13 protein-coding genes are annotated in these 17,729 nt (G+C 72.7%); 9 read left to right on the top strand and 4 right to left on the bottom strand.

Features of this window, described 5'->3' with window-relative positions; genetic code table 11:
* Positions 1–603 precede the first annotated feature (603 nt).
* From ACIA8F_RS37475 to ACIA8F_RS37465, 3 genes are read left to right on the top strand one after another with little or no spacing between them, the layout of a single operon-like run.
* The gene (locus ACIA8F_RS37475; RefSeq protein ID WP_399385531.1) at positions 604–1,095 is read left to right on the top strand and encodes a cysteine dioxygenase; all 492 of its coding nucleotides are present in this window, start codon (positions 604–606) and stop codon (positions 1,093–1,095) included.
* Positions 1,096–1,125: 30 nt separating this feature from the next.
* Positions 1,126–2,085 (top strand): 2-phospho-L-lactate transferase, encoded by a 960-nt coding sequence (cofD, locus tag ACIA8F_RS37470; RefSeq protein WP_399385515.1) that lies wholly within the window; start codon positions 1,126–1,128, stop codon positions 2,083–2,085.
* A complete protein-coding gene (locus ACIA8F_RS37465) occupies positions 2,082–3,389 on the top strand; it encodes a coenzyme F420-0:L-glutamate ligase (RefSeq protein ID WP_399385514.1) in 1,308 nt (435 codons plus the stop codon). Before cofD ends, ACIA8F_RS37465 begins: the two co-directional genes overlap by 4 nt.
* Positions 3,390–3,407: 18 nt before the next feature.
* Here ACIA8F_RS37465 and ACIA8F_RS37460 read toward each other — a convergent pair whose 3' ends face one another.
* Positions 3,408–4,472, bottom strand: a complete 1,065-nt coding sequence (locus tag ACIA8F_RS37460; protein WP_399385513.1) for a DNA-3-methyladenine glycosylase family protein — start codon at positions 4,470–4,472, stop codon at positions 3,408–3,410.
* Between the two features lie 715 nt (positions 4,473–5,187).
* A complete protein-coding gene (locus ACIA8F_RS37455) occupies positions 5,188–6,627 on the bottom strand; it encodes a peptidoglycan recognition protein (RefSeq protein ID WP_399385512.1) in 1,440 nt (479 codons plus the stop codon).
* A 150-nt stretch (positions 6,628–6,777) separates the two neighbouring features.
* Here ACIA8F_RS37455 and ACIA8F_RS37450 point away from each other — a divergent pair, with 150 nt between their 5' ends.
* The 4 genes from ACIA8F_RS37450 (at position 6,778) to ACIA8F_RS37435 (ending at position 12,760) form a co-directional block, all read left to right on the top strand.
* Positions 6,778–7,527 (top strand): TIGR03089 family protein, encoded by a 750-nt coding sequence (locus ACIA8F_RS37450; RefSeq protein ID WP_399385511.1) that lies wholly within the window; start codon positions 6,778–6,780, stop codon positions 7,525–7,527.
* A gap of 179 nt (positions 7,528–7,706) precedes the next feature.
* On the top strand, positions 7,707–8,990 hold the full coding sequence (locus tag ACIA8F_RS37445) for an LCP family protein (protein ID WP_399385510.1): 1,284 nt from the start codon (positions 7,707–7,709) through the stop codon (positions 8,988–8,990).
* A gap of 222 nt (positions 8,991–9,212) precedes the next feature.
* A complete protein-coding gene (locus ACIA8F_RS37440) occupies positions 9,213–10,949 on the top strand; it encodes an LCP family protein (protein WP_399385508.1) in 1,737 nt (578 codons plus the stop codon).
* A 101-nt stretch (positions 10,950–11,050) separates the two neighbouring features.
* Positions 11,051–12,760, top strand: coding sequence for an LCP family protein (locus ACIA8F_RS37435; protein ID WP_399385507.1), 1,710 nt, complete (start codon positions 11,051–11,053; stop codon positions 12,758–12,760).
* Positions 12,761–12,850: 90 nt separating this feature from the next.
* Here ACIA8F_RS37435 and ACIA8F_RS37430 read toward each other — a convergent pair whose 3' ends face one another.
* Positions 12,851–13,876: a glycosyltransferase family 2 protein gene (locus tag ACIA8F_RS37430; protein WP_399385506.1), complete on the bottom strand. Its 1,026-nt coding sequence runs from the start codon at positions 13,874–13,876 to the stop codon at positions 12,851–12,853.
* Positions 13,877–14,218: 342 nt separating this feature from the next.
* Here ACIA8F_RS37430 and ACIA8F_RS37425 point away from each other — a divergent pair, with 342 nt between their 5' ends.
* The gene (locus ACIA8F_RS37425; RefSeq protein ID WP_399385505.1) at positions 14,219–15,547 is read left to right on the top strand and encodes an LCP family protein; all 1,329 of its coding nucleotides are present in this window, start codon (positions 14,219–14,221) and stop codon (positions 15,545–15,547) included.
* A gap of 44 nt (positions 15,548–15,591) precedes the next feature.
* Here ACIA8F_RS37425 and ACIA8F_RS37420 read toward each other — a convergent pair whose 3' ends face one another.
* Positions 15,592–16,134: an acyl-CoA thioesterase gene (locus tag ACIA8F_RS37420; RefSeq protein WP_399385504.1), complete on the bottom strand. Its 543-nt coding sequence runs from the start codon at positions 16,132–16,134 to the stop codon at positions 15,592–15,594.
* Between the two features lie 106 nt (positions 16,135–16,240).
* Between ACIA8F_RS37420 and ACIA8F_RS37415 the strand changes: the two genes are divergently transcribed.
* Positions 16,241–17,593, top strand: coding sequence for an LCP family protein (locus ACIA8F_RS37415; RefSeq protein WP_399385503.1), 1,353 nt, complete (start codon positions 16,241–16,243; stop codon positions 17,591–17,593).
* Positions 17,594–17,729 lie beyond the last annotated feature (136 nt).

The raw sequence follows: 17,729 nt of genomic DNA, 5'->3' as shown, positions 1-17,729 counted from the left end.
GCTATTGGGCCCCTTATTCACTCTGCGGAACCAAGCCTATGCAGAAAGTGTTCATATCGCCAAAAATCGTGACACATGCCACACGTGTCACAAGCGGGACTCCCTCCCCCGTAGTCGACGCGTCACTCTGTGGTGGGGTTCCGATCCGGCCGAAGAAGCGGCGCAGATCACATTTCAGCCACAGAACGACATCGCACGACTTTGCGGGTTTGAGAGTCGCCACAGCGGACTGCAAAGGCGACTTGCAGCGCCACCTCCCCCGAGATCGACTGCACAAACCTTTCTCCGGGCACGGTAACCGGATGAGGTGAAACTTTTCTACCAAATCGGACATTGGGTTGACAGTCCGGCCCCCTACCGGGTCTTCTTGTAGCCATGTCAGCGCCCTCAGCCGCCACCTGGACCCCCATTCGTGGGTTCCTGTGCGCTGCCCAGGTTCGCTGTTGCTGTTGCAGCTGTTGATGCCTCGTGAGCTTCGGCTCCCTGAGCTCCAGCTCGCCCCCACAGCAACCGCCGCACGACTGACATCCGTCGAGGAACCCCCCGATGAACAGCATCAGCACCCTGAACACCACCCCCACCACCGCGCCCGTCGCCCCTGCGATGGTCGAGAGCGACCTCCAGATCGCCGGCGACATCCTCTCCGTCCAGCACCTCCTGCAGCCCGCCCGCGAGCACCCGGCCACCGTCGCCGAGTTCGTGGGCCTCGCGCGTTCCATCGCCGCCGACCGCTCCGAGTGGGAGCACCTGGTCCAGTACGACGCCACGAGCCGCTGGTACCACCGGCTGCGCACCGGCCCCGGCTACGAGGTCTGGCTCCTGAGCTGGGTTCCCGGCCAGGGCAGCGGCCTGCACGACCACGGCGCCTCCTCCGGCGTGCTGACCGTCCTGGAGGGCGAGCTCACCGAGCGCACCGCCCGCGGGACGCTCACCCTCGGCGCCGGCTCCCAGCGCGTCTTCGCCCCCGGCTACGCCCACGAGGTCCAGAACGACAGCCTCGACGGGGCCGTCAGCCTGCACGTGTACTTCCCCGGCCTGACCGAGATGCCGATGCACAGCTGCTCTCCGGCCCGGCCCGAGGCCCTCTCCGTCTAGCACCGCGGATCGCCTGACAGACTGCCCCACATGCGCATTGTTGTTCTGGCCGGCGGCATCGGCGGCGCCCGTTTCCTCCGCGGTCTCCAGTCCGCGGTTCCCGACGCGGACATCACGGTCATCGGCAACACCGGTGACGACATTCACCTGTTCGGGCTCAAGGTCTGCCCCGACCTGGACACCGTGATGTACACCCTCGGCGGTGGCATCAACGAGGACCAGGGCTGGGGCCGCACCGACGAGTCCTTCACCGTCAAGGAGGAACTCGCCGCGTACGGGGTCGGACCGACCTGGTTCGGCCTCGGCGACCGCGACTTCGCCACCCACATCGTCCGTACGCAGATGCTCGGCGCGGGCTACCCGCTCAGCGCCGTCACCGAGGCCCTCTGCGACCGCTGGCAGCCCGGCGTCCGGCTGCTCCCCATGTCCGACGACCGGGTCGAGACCCACGTCGCGATCACCGACACCCAGAGCGGTGAACGCCGGGTCGTCCACTTCCAGGAGTACTGGGTCCGCATGCGCGCCGCGGTGGACGCCGAGGCCGTCGTACCCGTGGGCGCCGAACAGGCCAAGCCCGCGCCCGGCGTCCTGGAGGCCATCGCGGCCGCCGACGTGATCCTCTTCCCGCCGTCCAACCCCGTGGTGTCGGTGGGGACCATCCTCGCCGTACCCGGCATCCGCGAGGCCGTGGCCGCCGCCCCGGCTCCCGTCGTGGGGCTCTCCCCCATCGTCGGGGGCGCTCCCGTACGCGGCATGGCCGACAAGGTGCTGGCCGCCGTGGGCGTCGAATCCACCGCCGCGGCCGTCGCCCTGCACTACGGCACCGGGCTGCTCGACGGCTGGCTCGTCGACACCGCCGACGCGGACGCCGTCGCCGAGGTGGAGGCCGCCGGCATCACCTGCCGGGCGGTCCCGCTGATGATGACTGACCTGGCCGCCACGGCCGGGATGGCGCGGGCCGCGCTGGAACTGGCGGAGGCCTCCCGGTGACCGCCCCGCACGGGCCCTCGTACGAGGTCCGGGCCCTCGGCGGGATCCCGGAGGTGCGCCCGGGCGACGACCTGGCCGCGCTGATCGCGGCCGCCGCCGGCCCGGAGCTGCGCGACGGCGACGTCCTGCTCGTCACCTCGAAGATCGTCTCCAAGGCGGAGGGCCGGATCGTCCGCGCCGATTCCCGCGAGGAGGCGATCGACGCCGAGACCGTACGGGTCGTCGCGCGCCGGGGAACGCTGCGGATCGTGGAGAACCGGCAGGGCCTGGTCATGGCCGCGGCCGGAGTCGACGCCTCGAACACCGAGGCCAGCACCGTCCTGCTGCTGCCCGAGGACCCCGACGCCTCCGCCGCCGCGATCCGCGCGGGACTGCGGGAGCGGCTCGCCGTGGACGTCGGCGTCGTCGTGACGGACACCTTCGGGCGCCCGTGGCGCACCGGACTCACCGACGTGGCGATCGGCGCCGCGGGCGTACGCGTCCTGGACGACCTGCGCGGCGGCACCGACGCCCACGGCAACCCGCTGAGCGCGACGGTCGTCGCGACCGCCGACGAGCTGGCCGCCGCCGGCGACCTGGTCAAGGGCAAGGCCGAGGGCCTGCCCGTGGCGGTGGTGCGCGGCCTGGCGCACGTCCTCGCCGAGGGCTCCTCGGCCGCCGACCTGGTGCGCTCGCCCGCCGACGACATGTTCCGGCTGGGCACCTCCGAGGCGGTACGGGAAGCCGTGACGCAGCGGCGTACCGTACGGGCCTTCACCTCCGAGCCGGTCGACCCCGGCGCGGTGCGCCGCGCGGTCGCCGCGGCCGTGACGGCCCCGGCCCCGCACCACACCACACCGTGGCGGTTCGTCCTCCTTGAGTCGGCCGGCGCGCGGCTGGAACTGCTGGACGCGATGCGCGACGCCTGGATCGAGGACCTGCGGCGGGACGGGAAGTCCGAGGAGTCCATCGCGAAGCGGGTCCGGCGGGGCGACGTCCTGCGGGCCGCGCCCTACCTGGTGGTGCCCTGCCTGGTCACCGACGGCGCGCACGACTACGGGCACGCGCGGCGGGACGCGGCGGAGCGGGAGATGTTCGTCGTGGCGATGGGCGCCGGCGTACAGAACTTCCTCGTCGCGCTGGCCGGGGAACGGCTGGGCTCCGCATGGGTGTCCTCGACGATGTTCTGCCGGGACGTGGTGCGCAAGGTGCTCGGGCTCCCCGAGGGCTGGGACCCGATGGGTGCGGTGGCCGTCGGGCACGCCGCGGTCGCCCCGGCCGAGCGGGCCGCCCGGGCGGCGGAGGAGTTCATCGAGGTCCGGTGACCCTCGCGGGCCGCTCCCTCACAGCTTGCCGATGTCCCCCCGGGGCATCCGGGGAGCCCGGCGGGGCGGAGCCCCGCCGGCCAGCAGGACCAGGCGGGCGGCGCGGTGGCGCTGGCCCGCGTAGGGGGCGAGGAGCTCCAGCATGGCGGCGTCGTCGGCGTCCCGGTCCCCGGCCAGCGCGTAGCCGATGATGCCGGGCAGGTGGAGGTCGCCGGTGGTGACCGCGTCGGGGGCGCCGTTGCTGCGCTGCAGGGTCTCGGCGGAGGTCCACGGGCCGATGCCGGGGACCGCCTCCAGGCGGGCGGTGGCCGCCGGCAGGTCCATGGCGGCGGCCTCTTCCAGGCGGGCGGCGAGGCGGGCCGCGCGGACGATGGTGGCGGAGCGCTTGGAGTCGACTCCGGCCTTGTGCCAGTCCCAGGAGGGGATGAGGGTCCAGGTGCGGGGGTCGGGCATGACGTAGAGGTCCGGGGGCCGGGTGTCGTCCGGGCCCGTGGCCGTGGCCGTCCCCGGACCGGGGGCCGGTTCGCCGTACTGGCGTACCAGGCGGCGCCAGGCGCGGTACGCCTCGTCAGCGGTGACCTTCTGTTCCAGGACCGTCGGGATCAAGGACTCCAGCACCAGGCCGGTACGGGTCAGCCGCAGGCCGGGACGGCGGCGGTGGCTGGCGTGCACGAGCCTGTGCCGGGGGACGAAGCCGGAGGAGTCGTCGGCGGAGCCGAGCAGCTCGGGCAGAGCCTCGAGGATCCAGTCGGCGCCGGGGCCCCAGGCGGTGGCGGTCACCCCGACGCCGTCGCCGGCGCGCGCGACCCGGAGCGTGGCCGGGCCGGCCGGGGTCCTCGTGGCGCGCCAGACGGCTCCCGCGGTGGCGCGGAAGGTGGGGTCGGCGGGGCCGCGCCTGAGGGGGCCGAGGGTGAGGCCGAGGTCCAGGGGGCCGGGTGGGGTCCAGGTGCGGGTGGCCGTGCCGGGGGTGGGGGTCGGGGGTTGGCCCGGGCCCTTGCCCGTGCCCGGGGGCGGGGGCGGGGGCAGGGTGGTGCGGCCTCCGCGGATCGCGGTGCGGGTGAGGGGGTCGTAGCGGCCGGCCATGCCTCGAGCGTAGCCCTGCGGGGCTGTCCCCTACCCGCCCTTCCACCGTTCCCCGGGCGCTGCCCGGACCCCGGTCCTCAAACGCCGGACGGGCTGAAGAGGGGTACCGGGCTGCGCACGGACCCCCCGGGGCTCCGCCCCAGACCCCGCGCCTCAAACGCCGGCGGGGCTGAGGGTGCCCCGGGCGCTGCCCGGACCCGCGCCTCAAGCGCCAGCCGGGCTGGGAGTGCCCCTGGGCGCTGCCCGGAGCCCCGTCCTCAAGCGCCGGACAGGCTGGGGAGGGGTACCGGGCTGCGCCCGGACCCCCTGGGGCTCCGCCCCAGACCCCGCGCCTCAAACGCCGGCGGGGCTGGATTTAGCCGGCGTCAGTCTGAACGTGCAGACCGCATCAACGAAAACTCAGCCCCTCCGGCGTTTGAGGAGCGGGGGCCCGGGGGCTGGCCCCCGGCAACGGCGCCGCACCCGGAAACGGGGTCCGGGCAGAGCCCGGGGAACGGGCGAAGGGCGGGTAGGGGACCTCGCCCCGCAGGGCCCACCCACCCGCACCCGCCCACCAGGCCCCGCGCCGGGACGGCCGTGACGACAACCCCGACCGGCCACCGCCGGACGGAGTCCGCCGCAGCGACGCGAAGCCCGCGCAGCGGTGCGAGCGGCGCGTCGAAAAGGTGCCCGCGCAGCGGTGCGAGCGGAGCGTCAAAAGAGGAAGGTACGGGCTTCAGGGGCGGCCCTGGAGTTTGGCTGAGGCGGTTCGGGTGGGGGGGAGTTGGCCGTAGAGGAGGCGGCCGGGGCATTCCGTGGCGAAGCCGTCGCGGTGGCCCGAGATGACGTTCAGGCGGACGTTGCTGCCCTTCGCGTAGAGGTTGCCGCCGCCCGAGCGGAGGGTGGTCTTCGCGCGGGGGTCCGCTCCGAAGAGGCCGAGCTTCCAGGCCGTGAGGCGGGCCACCGCGTCGACGGCCGCCTTGGGCGGGGCCGTGGAGGTGAAGGTGCCGATGACGGCGACGCCCATGCTGTCGGTGTTGAAGCCCATGGTGTGCGCACCGAGCACCGCCTTGGCGACTCCGCCCGCCCGGCCCTCGTAGACGGTGCCGCACTTGTCGACGGCGAAGTTGTAGCCGATGTCCCGCCAGCCGCTGCTGACCACGTGGTAGCGGTACAGGCTGCGCAGGACCGCCGGGGCGTCCTTGCAGGCGTAGTTGTTGCCGGAGGCGGTGTGGTGGACGAAGGCGGCCTTGACCGTGTTCGTGTAGACGAAGCCCTTCTCGCGCAGGTTCTCGTCCGCGCCCCAGCCCAGCCGGGTGACGATCTTCGGGCGCGGGCCGATGTACGGGGCGGCCGCGAGCGCCTCGTCGGCGAGGACCGCGTCGGCGGTGGAGTCGGCCTTGTTGAGGGCGGGGATCTCCTGGGCGCCCAGGGGGGCCATGGGGACGTTGGCGGAGGAGGACTCGGCCATCTCCATGGTCATGCCGGGGAGGAGGGCCAGCTCGCCCTTGTCGTCGTCGTCGACGGCGACGGGCGCGGCGTCCGGACCGCCGTTCTTCGCGTCCGACGGGGGGCGGGTCGTGTCTCCCGGGTCGACCAGTTCGATGTGCATGCCGGTGGGGAGCCCGCTGCTCACCGCGCGGCCGCCGGGTTCCGCCTGGACCCGGACCTCGATGCCGTCGGACTGGCCGACCCACAGGGGGGCCGTGCTGCCGCGGACGCGGCCGGTGCCCCGTTCCGCCGTGCCGGGGTCGGCGGCGTGTTCGCTGTTGTGGGTGTCGACGTCCTGCCAGTCGGACCAGGCCGCCGTGGCGACGGAGCGGGTGCGGACCTGGACGCGGCCGTCGAGCTGGGTGTTCGCGTCGTCCCAGACGACGCCGACCAGCGCGAAGGTCTTGACCTCGCGGGCCGACAGGCCCTGGGTCTCGGGCAGCCGGGGCGAGGTGCTCATGCCGGGTACCCCGGTGGGGCGGTCCGCCGCGGGTCCCACGGGGACGAGCGGCAGGGACTGGGTGGATCCGGCGGGGGCCGCCGGGGCCGCGGGGGCCGCCGGTGCCGCCCCGGCCGATGACCGCGTCGCTGCCGGGTGGGCGAGGGCCGTGGAGGGGAGCGCGAGCGGCAGGGCCAGTGCGGCAGCCGTCGCGACGCCGATGGAGGAAGCAAGGAATGCACGCATGGAAAGGATGCTGGGGACTGCCGGGGGCGGGCGCCATCCGAGAACTGACGTGCCGTCCGGTCCGGGCGGCGATACCCCTCCCCCGTACGGGGGATCGTGCTGCGGCCGTACGGAGGAGGGGCGCGGGCCCGCCCGCGTAGGCTCTGGTCCGTGAACGCCACTGACCGCACCCCTGCCGACCTGCTGCGATCCGCGCTCGCCGCCGATCCCGGCCGCCCGCTCGTGACCTTCTACGACGACGCCACGGGCGAGCGCGTCGAATTGTCCGTCGCCACCTTCGCCAATTGGGTGGCCAAGACCGCCAATCTGCTCCAGGGCGACCTGGGCGCCGAGCCCGGCGACCGGCTCGCGCTGCTGCTCCCCGCGCACTGGCAGAGCGCCGTGTGGCTGCTCGCCTGCGCCTCCGTCGGGGTCGTGGCGGAGGTGGGCGGGGATCCGGCCGCCGCCGATCTGGTGGTGAGCGGGCCGGACACGCTGGAGGAGGCCGCCGCCTGCTCCGGGGAGCGGGTGGCGCTCGCGCTGCGGCCGCTGGGCGGGCGCTTCCCGCAGCCGCCGGCCGGTTTCGCCGATTACGCGGTGGAGGTGCCGGGGCAGGGCGACCGGTTCGCCCCCTTCCAGCCGGTGGACGCGGACGGCCCGGGCCTGGTGGTCGGCGGCGAGGAGCTCTCGTACGCGCGGATCTGCGAGCGGGCCCGCGAGGACGCGCGGAGGCTCGGCTTCGGCGAGGGTGCCCGGGTGCTGTCCCGGCAGGGCTACGACAGCTGGGAGGGCCTCTGCGCGGGGCTCTACGCGGCCCTGGCCACGGGCGGCTCCGTGGTGCTGTGCCGCAACGCCGGATCGCTTGCGGACGCGGCCCTGGCGCAGCGGATCGAGAGCGAGCGGGTCACCCACACGGCCTGATCCGGTCCGGCCCCGCCGTCACCCACACCGCCCAATGCCGGATCTGGGCTATTTGTCACCCGTATAGCCCTATACACGGCCGTGCCCCCGGGCCGCATCGGTGCCCCGGGGGCAGGATCGGCACAGGCCGTGCTCACCCGTACGGCCCGTACCGGTTCGGGTGAGGGGACGGAACGCGAGTGACCGACAGCGCGGGCATACCGGGCGGCACCGATGCGGCCGGAGGCGAACAGCCTCCGAACGGCCGCAAGCGGCGCCGCCTGCTGCGCTGGATCGGCGCCGGAACCGGCCTGCTGGCCGTCGTCGGGGCGGGCACGGGCTGGTGGATCTACGACAAGCTCGACGGGAACATCGCCGAGGACACCTCCGCCGCCGCCGAGCTGCGGCGCTACGACAAGGAGCGCCCGGTCCACCTGGCGGGCGGCGCGCAGAACATCCTGCTGATCGGCTCGGACTCGCGCACCGGTGCGGACAACGCCCGGTACGGGCAGGACAAGGGCACCCAGCGCTCGGACACCACGATCCTGCTGCACCTGCCGGCGGACCGGAAGAGCGCGACGGCGGTGTCGATACCGCGGGACCTGATGGCGGAGATACCCGCGTGCCTCAAACCCGACGGCAGCCGCACCAGCGAGCAGTTCGCCCAGTTCAACTGGGCCTTCGAATGGGGCGGCACCGCCTGCACGATCCGCACGGTGGAGGCGATGACCGGGATCCGGGTCGACCACCACATGGTGCTGGACTTCAGCGGCTTCAAGAAGATGGTGGACGCCATCGGCGGGGTGGAGGTGTGCCTGCGGCGGCCGGTGGACGACACCGAGGCCGAGCTGAAGCTGCCGGCGGGCCGGCAGACCCTCCAGGGCGAGCAGGCGCTGGGCTTCGTACGGGCCCGCCACAGCCTGGGCAACGGCAGTGACACCGAGCGGATGGAGCGCCAGCAGGCGTTCCTCGGGTCCCTCGTCAAGAAGGTGCAGAGCAACGGGGTGCTGCTGAACCCGGGACGGCTGTACCCGCTGCTGGACGCGGCGACCTCCTCGGTGACCACCGACCCGGGGCTGGCCTCGCTGCGCGGGCTCTACGAACTGGTCCGGGGCGTGCGCGACATCCCGACCGACCAGATCAAGTTCCTCACGGTGCCGCGCCGCCCGTACGCGGCCAACCTCAACCGGGACGAGCTGCGGCAGCCGGACGCCTCCCAGCTCTTCCAGCGGCTGCGGGCGGACGAGCCGCTCGCCATCGCCCCGCCCGAGGCCACGGGCACGCCCGCGCCGGCCACGCGCCCGGAGGGGGACCGGGAGGAGGCGGCGGCCGACGACAAGACGGACCGCACGCAGGACGGCGCGGAGGAGGGCACGGCGGACGGCACGCGTGCGGGCACCGGCGGGCGTCCGGGAACCGCTGAGCCCTCCGCCCCCGTCCCCACCTTCACCGGGACCACCGCCGGGGTGGCCGACTGCCGGTAAAGCAATCCCAAAAGCCGGTGCCCCGGCCGAGCTTGTTGGGGAGATTGCCCCGTTGTAAGTGCGTGGAATTCATCACCAGCATGGTTTGCGGCGAACCTGTCCGGATAAGGTGAGCGATCCGGCGCCCGGCCAGTACAGAGGCCTTGCGCCAGCAGCCGGATCGTTGACCGTGCGCCTGGGGGAGGCGCGTCGCGAAGCACCGACGGAGGATTCGAGCAAACCGTGGATGCGCAAAGCCGTGGACGGGCCGACGAGATCGACCCCGCAGATCAATGGGTACTCAACCCCCGCACCGGCAACTACGAGCTGCGACTGGAAGACACCGCTGCGCAAGCGCCGTCGCAGCGGTCCGCTCCCCGCGCGGCGCCCCGCAGGACCCCCGTTCCGCCCCGCTCCCCCGCCGCCCCGTCCCCCGGGGTTCCCGGGCCGCGCCGAGGTGACGCCCCGCCGCCCGGCGGCGGCCGGCGCGGCGGCCGTTCGCGCAAGATCGGCGGTGGCGGCCGCAAACGGGCCCTGACCATCACCGGCGGAACCCTGGCGGTGCTGCTGGTCGGCGGCTCGGTGGCGGGGTACCTCTACTACCAGCACCTGAACGGCAACATCCAGGTCACCGACATCGGCGACGCGGGCACCAGCGGCGGTTTCAAGAAGGACCAGCCGATCAACATCCTCGTCATCGGCACGGACAAGCGCAGCGGCGCGGGCAACGAGGGGTACGGGGACGCCGGCAGCGTCGGCCACGCCGATACGACGATCCTCTTCCACGTGTCGAAGGACCGCTCCAACGCGACGGCGCTGTCCATCCCGCGCGACCTGATCACCACCCTGCCGGTCTGCCCCACGAAGCAGCCGGACGGTTCGACGAAGGACATCCCCGGCGAGCGCGGGGCCCGCTTCAACACCAGCCTCGGGCAGGCGGGCCGCGACCCGGGCTGCACGATGCGCACGGTGAGGGAGCTCACCGGGATCCAGGTCGACCACTTCATGATGGCCGACTTCAACGCGGTGAAGAACCTGAGCACGGCGGTCGGCGGAGTGCCGGTCTGCGTGGCCAAGGACGTCAACGACAGGGACTCCAAGCTCAAGCTGACGGCGGGCGAGCACCGGCTGGAGGGCGAGCAGGCGCTGGCCTTCGTACGGACCCGGCACGCCTTCGGCAACGAGAGCGACCTCGACCGCATCAAGACGCAGCAGCAGTTCCTCAGTTCGATGATGCGCGAGATGAAGTCCAAGGAAACGCTGACCAGTCCGAAGAAGTTCTTCTCCCTCGCGGAAGCCGCCACGAAGTCGCTGAGCGTGGATTCGGGGATAGGTTCGATCGGAAAACTCACCGATCTCGCGGGCGAGTTGAAGAACATAGACCTCAAGAACATCACCTTCACCACGCTTCCGGTGCTCGACAATCCGGCGGAGAAGGTCAAAGCCACGGTGGTCGTCAATAAGGCGCAGGCCGACCCCCTGTTGCAGATGATCCGCGGGGACGTCTCCCTCACCGAGGTCGAGAAGAAGGAACAGGCGGCCAAGGACGCGGCGGACGCCGACGCGAAGGCGAAGTCGGACGCCCTGCTCCAGGGCAACCGCGCGGCGGCCAAGGACGTCCGGGTGGACGTGTACAACGGGAGCGGCAAGACCGGAGCCGCGTCGGGCACCCTGAACTGGCTGCAGAACACCAAGGGGGTGCCCAAGTCCAGCAACCTGGGCAACGCGCCCGCCAAGGTGGACACCACGCAGCTGGAGTACGCGCCCAACCAGGCCGACCAGGCACGGGCGTTGGCGGACATGATGGGCCTGCCGGCGACGGCGCTGAAGATGGGTACGGCCGACGCCGCGCCCAAGACGCCGATGAAGCTGACGCTCGGCGCCGACTTCGAGGGGGCGGGGACTTCCCTGACGGCGCCGCAGCAGGCGCCCGAGGGCGTCCAGCGGGTCGAGGCGGACAAGTCCGTCTGTGCCAAGTGACCGACAGGGGGGCCGGCCGGCCCCCCGCGGTCACGCAATGACGTGCCGGGGTCCGTCGGACCGGCACACTACCGACACAGAGTGATCGTGATGGGGGACGCGTGAGGCACAGCAGCGTGCAAGGGGAGGGGGCGCCGGGCCGGGCCGGCAACGGCATATCCGGCGCCGGCACCCGGCCGACGGCGACCAGTGCCGTACCCGCGCCGAGGCCCGGCTCCGGCCGCCGCGGCGGCGGAGCGGGGGGCGGGGGCGGCAAGCGGCCGACCCGGCGGGGGCGGCGCCGCGTACTGCGCTGGACGGCCTCCATCCTCGCGCTGCTCATACTCGGGACGGCGGCGGCCGGTTACCTCTACTACCGCCACCTCAACGGCAACATCCGCAGCGGCCAGCGCCTGAGCGGCGACAGCGGGGTCGCCCGGGGCGAGGCCGACGCGGCCGGCCGGCGTCCGATCAACATCCTGATGCTCGGCTCCGACATCCGCGACGAGGCGAACGCGAAGCTCGGCGGGGGCTGGGACAACATCGGCGACCCCGCGCGGGCCGACGTGCAGATGCTGATCCACATCTCGGCGGACCGGAAGAACGCCTCGGTCACCTCCGTGCCGCGCGACACCCTCGTGGACATCCCGGAGTGCACCGATCCCGCCACGGGGACGAAGTACAAGGCCGCCAAGATGATGATCAACGAGAGCCTGGCGCGCGGGGGGCCCGGCTGCACCCTGGCCACCTGGGAGAAGCTGGCCAACGTCTACATCGACCACTGGATGATGATCGACTTCGTCGGTGTCGTGAGCATGGCCGACGCGATCGGCGGCGTCGACGTCTGCGTGAACCAGAACGTCTTCGACCAGTCGGAGCCCGGTTCGGGGACGGGCGGTTCCGGCCTCAAGCTGAAGGCGGGCACCACCCGGGTCCAGGGCGAGCAGGCGCTCCAGTGGCTGCGCACCCGGCACGCCTTCGGCAGCGACATGGCCCGGGCCAAGGCGCAGCACATGTACATGAACTCGATGATGCGCGGGCTCAAGGGCCAGAACGCCTTCACCGACCTCCCCCGCCTCACGGGCCTGGCGGAGGCGGCGACGAAGTCGCTGAAGGTGTCGGAGGAGATCGGGTCGGTCAAGAAGCTCCTCGACCTCGCCCTGCTGCTCAAGGACGTGCCGGTCAACCGCCTCACGACGACCACCATCCCGGTGCTGCAGGCCCCGAGCGACAAGGACCGGCTGATCCTCGATCCCAAGGACGCCGAGAAGGTCTGGGAGCTGCTCCGCAAGGACGTGGCCATGGACAAGAACGGCGACCCGGCGCCGGCCGCGAGCGGCCAGCCGGGCGCGAGCCAGGACCCCGCGGCCCCCGCCCCGTCGACCGACCCGGCTCCGCAGGCCTCCTCCGCGCCGCCGGCCTCCAACCCCGCGAAGATCGCCGTGCAGGTGGTCAACGGCACGGGCGTCGGGGCGGCGCCGGTGGGCAAGCGGGCCACGGCCATCGCCGGTGAGCTGGTCGCCAAGGGCTTCTCGCTGGCCAAGGCGGACAACACGCTGGCCCCGGAGAAGACGACGGTCGTCCGCTACGCCACGGACGCCCAGGCGGCCGACGCGCAGGGCGTGGCCGCGGCGCTCGGGATCCCGGCCGCCTCCGTGCAGAAGTCGGCCGGGGCCGCCAAGATCACGGTCCTGGTGGGCGCGGACTGGCGCGAGGGCGCCACCTACCCGGTGCAGGCGCCGCCCGAGGCCGGTTCGGTCCCGGAGACGGCCGACGTGCTCAACGGCACGGACACCAGCTGCATGGACATCTACAAGCCGTACCGCTGGTGAGCTGAGAGGGCCCGGAGCCCTCGTACACCGAAAGGGGTGACCCGGTCCGACGAGGACCGGGTCACCCCTTTCGTGTCGTCCGTACCCGGCTCAGAGCTCGGCGGGGTCCCGGTTCACCGACGGGCGGCGGCTCGCGATCACCTTGGCGGCGAGCGAGCGCGGGCTGGTCAGGAAGCCGTACCCCCAGCACACGTGCATGGTCGCCAGCGCGACGGGGATCCGCAGCCGGGCCTTGAAGGAGAGCCCCTTCCCGGCCGGGACCGAGCCGACGGTGATCGCCGCGAGGTAGCCCGCCGGGAGGGCGAAGGCCCACGGGGTGACGGCGGCTCCGACGACCACACCGGCGGCGATCGCGCAGACGGCGGCCGGTGCGGCGAGGTAGCGCAGGTTGATGGAGCCCGAGTGGTAGCGGGCCACCACGTGGCGCCAGCGACCGTAGTCCTTGTACTGCTTGGCGAGCGCGCGTACCGAGGGCCGCGGGCGGTACTGGACCTTCAGTTCCGGCGAGAACCAGATCAGCCCGCCGGCCTCGCGGATGCGGAAGTTCAGCTCCCAGTCCTGGGCGCGGACGAACTCCACGTTGTACCCGCCGGCGGCCTCCAGGGCCTCCCGCCGGAACACCCCGAGGTAGACGGTGTCGGCGGGGCCCGCCTTGCCTCCGGTGTGGAAGGCGGCGTTGCCGACGCCGATCCGCGAGGTCATCGCGGCGGCGACGGCGTCCTCCCAGGCGTTCTCGCCCTCGGCGTGCATGATGCCGCCGACGTTCTGCGCGCCGGTCTCCTCCAGGAGGCGGACCGCGGTGGCGATGTAGTTCGGGGAGAGCATGCCGTGGCCGTCCACGCGCACCACGATCGGATGGCGCGAGGCCTGGATGGCCGCATTGAGGGCGGCGGGGGTCCGGCCGGTGGGATTCGGGACGGTGTGGACCCGGGGGTCTTCCCGTACCAGCTCTGCGGCGATCTCGTCGGTACGGTCCCTGGACGGCCCGAGCGCGATCACCACTTCCATCTCACCCCCGTACTCCTGTCCGAGGATGTGGTGGACCGAGTTGCGCAGATGGCGCTCCTCGTTGAGTACCGGCATGATCACCGAGACTGCGGGCTGCTGGGCGGGCATGTGGTCCTTCAAGGTCGGGTATCGGTGTCACGTTACCGCGTACGGGGGAACCGGGTGCGCGCCGGATGAGCAGTAAGGACAACGGCTGATCGTATGGACCTACTGTTCTGACGAATCTGCCGAACGTGCGAGGTGTCACCCGTGCCCCAGCCGCACCGTCCCACCCGACCCGCCCTGCCCGCCCGGTCCGCCCGGCCGTCGCAGCGCGCGCCGCGGCCCGGCGGTCCGGCCGGGCCCCGGGCGGGCGGGAACCGGCCTGCGGACAGACCCCGTTGGGGGGTCCGGCTCGCCGCGGGACTGTCGGTCCTCGTCCTGGGATCCGGGGCCCTCGGGCACGCCGTGATGACCGGGCTGGACACCGGGATCCAGCGGGTGGACCCCTTCAAGGACATGAAGAACCGCCCGCAGGCCGGGCACGGGGTGAACTTCCTGCTCGTCGGCACCGACGGCCGCGACAAGATCACCCCCGAGGAGAAGCGCGAGTACCGCCTGGGCGGCGCGCCCTGCCACTGCACCGACACCGTGATGCTGGTCCACCTCTCGGCAGACCGGGCGCGGGCCAGCGTGGTCAGCCTCCCCCGGGACAGCTTCGTGGAGCTGCCCGCGCACGTGGACGGCTCCAGCGGCAAACCGCACGGCCCCCACCCCGTGAAGCTCAACGCCGCCTACGCCGAGGGCGGGCCCCAGCTGACCGTGCGCACCGTCGAGAGCATGACCCGCGTGAAGATCGACCACTACCTGGAGGTCGACTTCACCAGCTTCATGAAGACGGTCGACGCCATGGGCGGCGTGGAGATCTGCACCGCCAAGACGATGAAGGACCCCAACACCGGCCTCGACCTGCTCCCCGGCACCCACCGGCTCAACGGCGGACAGGCCCTGCAGTACGTGCGCTCGCGCCATGTCGACGGGGCCTCGGACCTGGGCCGGATGCAGCGCCAGCAGCGGTTCATCGCGGCGCTGATCAAGCAGGCCACGGGCGGCGGGGTGCTGCTCAACCCCGTCAAGTTCAAGCAGGTCAGCTCCACCCTGCTGAGCTCGGTCCGGGCCGACCGGGGCTTCGGATCGGAGCAGATGCTGGCGCTCGGACAGGCCATGCGCGATTTCACCCCGTCCTCCTCCGAGTTCGCCTCCGTCCCCGTCGGGAACCCCTCCTTCCCGGTCAAGGGCATCGGCTCCACCGTGAAATGGGACGAGGGCAAGGCCGCGAAGCTCTTCCAGGCGCTGCGCGACGACCGGCCGCTTTCCCCGGCCCCCGCCCCCGCCCCCGGCAAGCCGGTGCACCGGCAGCCGGCCGTGCCGGTGGACGTGCCCCCGGGGCAGGTCCGGATCCAGGTGGAGAACGGCACCCGGATCGACGGGCTGGGCACCCGGGTGGACTCGGCGCTGCGCGCCACCGGCTTCGACACCACCCGGGCTCCGGGGAACGGCGCGAGCCGGGACGTCAAGCGCACGGTGATCACGTACGACCCGCGCTGGGACCGGTCGGCCCGTACGGTGTCCACCGCGCTGCCCGGCAGTGAGCTGCGGGCCGTGCGCGGGCAGGGGCGGACCGTCGTGGTGATCGCGGGCGCCGACTACCGCAAGGTGGTGGCGGTGCGCGCGGAGGATCCGTACCAGGGCGAATTCGGTGTGGTCACCGGTGACCAGGTGGTCTGCGGCGGCTCCTGACCGGAGAGCGGCCGTACCGGGGGCCTTCCGGGGGGGGCGTCGCCCTAGGCGTCGGTGTCCAGCCCCTGCGCGGAGCGCTCCTCCCGCAGGTCGCGGATGGCCTGGCGGCGGGCGAGCCGGTGCGTGCGGCGGATCTGGGCCTCCTGGAAGCGCCGCTCGTCCCGTTCCGTCTCCGGGACGACCTGCGGGACCTGGCGGGGCTTGCCCTCGGCATCGACCGCGGTGAAGACGAGGTAGGCGCTGCCGACCTGGGTGGCGGGGGTGGACTCGTTCCACCGCTCCGCGAGGACGCGTACGCCGATCTCCATGGAGGAGCGGCCCGTCCAGTTGCACTGGGCCTTGACGTGGACGAGGTCGCCGACGCGCACCGGGGCGAGGAAGGCCATCTCGTCCATGGAGGCGGTGACCGCCGGGCCGCCGGAGTGGCGGCCGGCCACGGCACCGGCCGCGTCGTCCACCAGCTTCATGATCACGCCGCCGTGCACCGTACCGAGGAGGTTGGTGTCATTGGCGGTCATGATGTGGCTCAGGGTGGTGCGGGAAGCCGAGATAGGCTTTCCCGGCAGCTCGCCCGGTATCTCTGTCATGCAGACAGCTTAAGTGCGGCCCGCTGGTGTCAGCTCTGCAACAGCAGCGGTACGAAGAGCCGACGGGGGTGTTCCGCGGGTCTCCCGGCCAGGCATTCTTGGGCACATGAGTGACTGGGACGGGTGGAGCGGCGAGCAGGACCAGCGTGGCCGCCGCGATGACGGGTACGGCCGCGGCAGCGGCCAGGCGGAGCCGGAAGGCGCGCGGCGGATGAGGCACGTCCAGCGGCCCGGCCCCGGCCCCCAGGCGTCCCGGCAGCCGCAGCAGCCCCCGCAGCCCCCGCGCCGGCCGGCCCAGCCGCCGGCCGGGCCCGCTTACGTGCCTCCGCAGCAGGACGGCTCGTACGGCGCCGGCAGCCCCGAGGGCAGCTACGACAGCGGCTACAACACCGGCCAGGTCTACGGCGGCCGGCCGCCCGGCGGGCCGCAGGGGCGCGGACCGGGCGGTCCCGGCGGCCCGGCCCGGCCTGCGGGACCGGCCCCGGACTGGCGCAAGCGGATCAAGATCGGCTCGATCGTGCTGGTCTCCGGGCTGCTCGTGACGGGCATCGGCACCTACTTCTGGGCCGACTCCAACGTGCGCCGCGAGGTCGACCTCTCCAAGGTCATCGAGCGCCCGAAGGAGGGCGACTGCACGACGTACCTGATCGTGGGCTCCGACAGCCGCGAGGGCATGTCCGCCGAGGACAAGAAGAAGCTCCACACCGGCTCGGCCGAGGGCAAGCGCACCGACTCGATGATGATCCTCGCCAAGTGCTCCAGCGGGAACACGATGATCTCCCTGCCGCGCGACTCCGACGTGGAGATCCCCTCCTTCGTCGGCTCGGAGTCAGGCAAGAAGTTCCCGGGCCAGGGGCGGCGGGTGAAGCTGAACGCCGCGTACGCGGAGGACGGCCCGGAGCTGCTGGTGCGGACGGTGGAGTTCAACACCGGCCTGCGCATCGACCACTACGCCGAGATCGGCTTCGCCGGCTTCGCGAACATCGTGGACGCGCTGGGCGGGGTGGAGCTGAACATCGAGAAGGGGTTCAAGGACGAGAAGTCCGGGGCCGACTTCAAGGAGGGCACCCAGACGCTGAACGGCGAGCAGTCGCTGGCCTACGTACGGACCCGCTACGCCTTCGCCGAATCGGACCTGCAGCGGACCAAGAACCAGCAGAAGTTCCTGTCCGCGCTGGCCAGCCAGGCGGCGACCCCGACGACCATCCTGAACCCGTTCGCGCTCTATCCGGTGCTGGGCGCCGGTCTGGACACGCTGATCGTGGACAAGGACATGGGGCTGTGGGACATGGGCTCGATGTTCTTCGCGATGAAGGGCATCAGCAGCGGTGACGGCGTGTCCATGAACATGCCGATCTCCGGTCAGCGCGGCGGCAACCTCGTCTGGGACAAGGCGAAGGTGCAGCAGCTGGTGCAGCAGATCCAGAAGGACGAGAAGGTCACCGTCCGCGGGAACTGAGCACGGCGGCGGGGGGCCCCGGGGGGGGGGCCCCCCCCCCCCCCCCGGCCCGCCCGGGGGGGGGGGGGGGGGGCCCGGCACCCCGCCGAGCGGGAAAGCCAACGCCCCCCCGCCACCCCCCCCCCCCCCCCCACAC

This window comes from Streptomyces sp. NPDC051563 (assembly GCF_044454225.1).
GTDB lineage: Bacteria > Actinomycetota > Actinomycetes > Streptomycetales > Streptomycetaceae > Streptomyces.
This window is presented reverse-complemented; position numbering and strand designations above follow the sequence as displayed.

Excerpts from the sequence above, each read along its gene's own strand:
- ACIA8F_RS37455 (WP_399385512.1), bottom strand. The coding sequence starts at position 6,627 with ATGCGTGCATTCCTTGCTTCCTCCATCGGCGTCGCGACGGCTGCCGCA.
- ACIA8F_RS37425 (WP_399385505.1), top strand. The coding sequence starts at position 14,219 with ATGACCGGGCTGGACACCGGGATCCAGCGGGTGGACCCCTTCAAGGAC.
- cofD (WP_399385515.1), top strand. The coding sequence starts at position 1,126 with ATGCGCATTGTTGTTCTGGCCGGCGGCATCGGCGGCGCCCGTTTCCTC.
- ACIA8F_RS37475 (WP_399385531.1), top strand. The coding sequence starts at position 604 with ATGGTCGAGAGCGACCTCCAGATCGCCGGCGACATCCTCTCCGTCCAG.
- ACIA8F_RS37460 (WP_399385513.1), bottom strand. The coding sequence starts at position 4,472 with ATGGCCGGCCGCTACGACCCCCTCACCCGCACCGCGATCCGCGGAGGC.
- ACIA8F_RS37430 (WP_399385506.1), bottom strand. The coding sequence starts at position 13,876 with ATGCCCGCCCAGCAGCCCGCAGTCTCGGTGATCATGCCGGTACTCAAC.
- ACIA8F_RS37420 (WP_399385504.1), bottom strand. The coding sequence starts at position 16,134 with ATGACAGAGATACCGGGCGAGCTGCCGGGAAAGCCTATCTCGGCTTCC.
- ACIA8F_RS37415 (WP_399385503.1), top strand. The coding sequence starts at position 16,241 with ATGAGTGACTGGGACGGGTGGAGCGGCGAGCAGGACCAGCGTGGCCGC.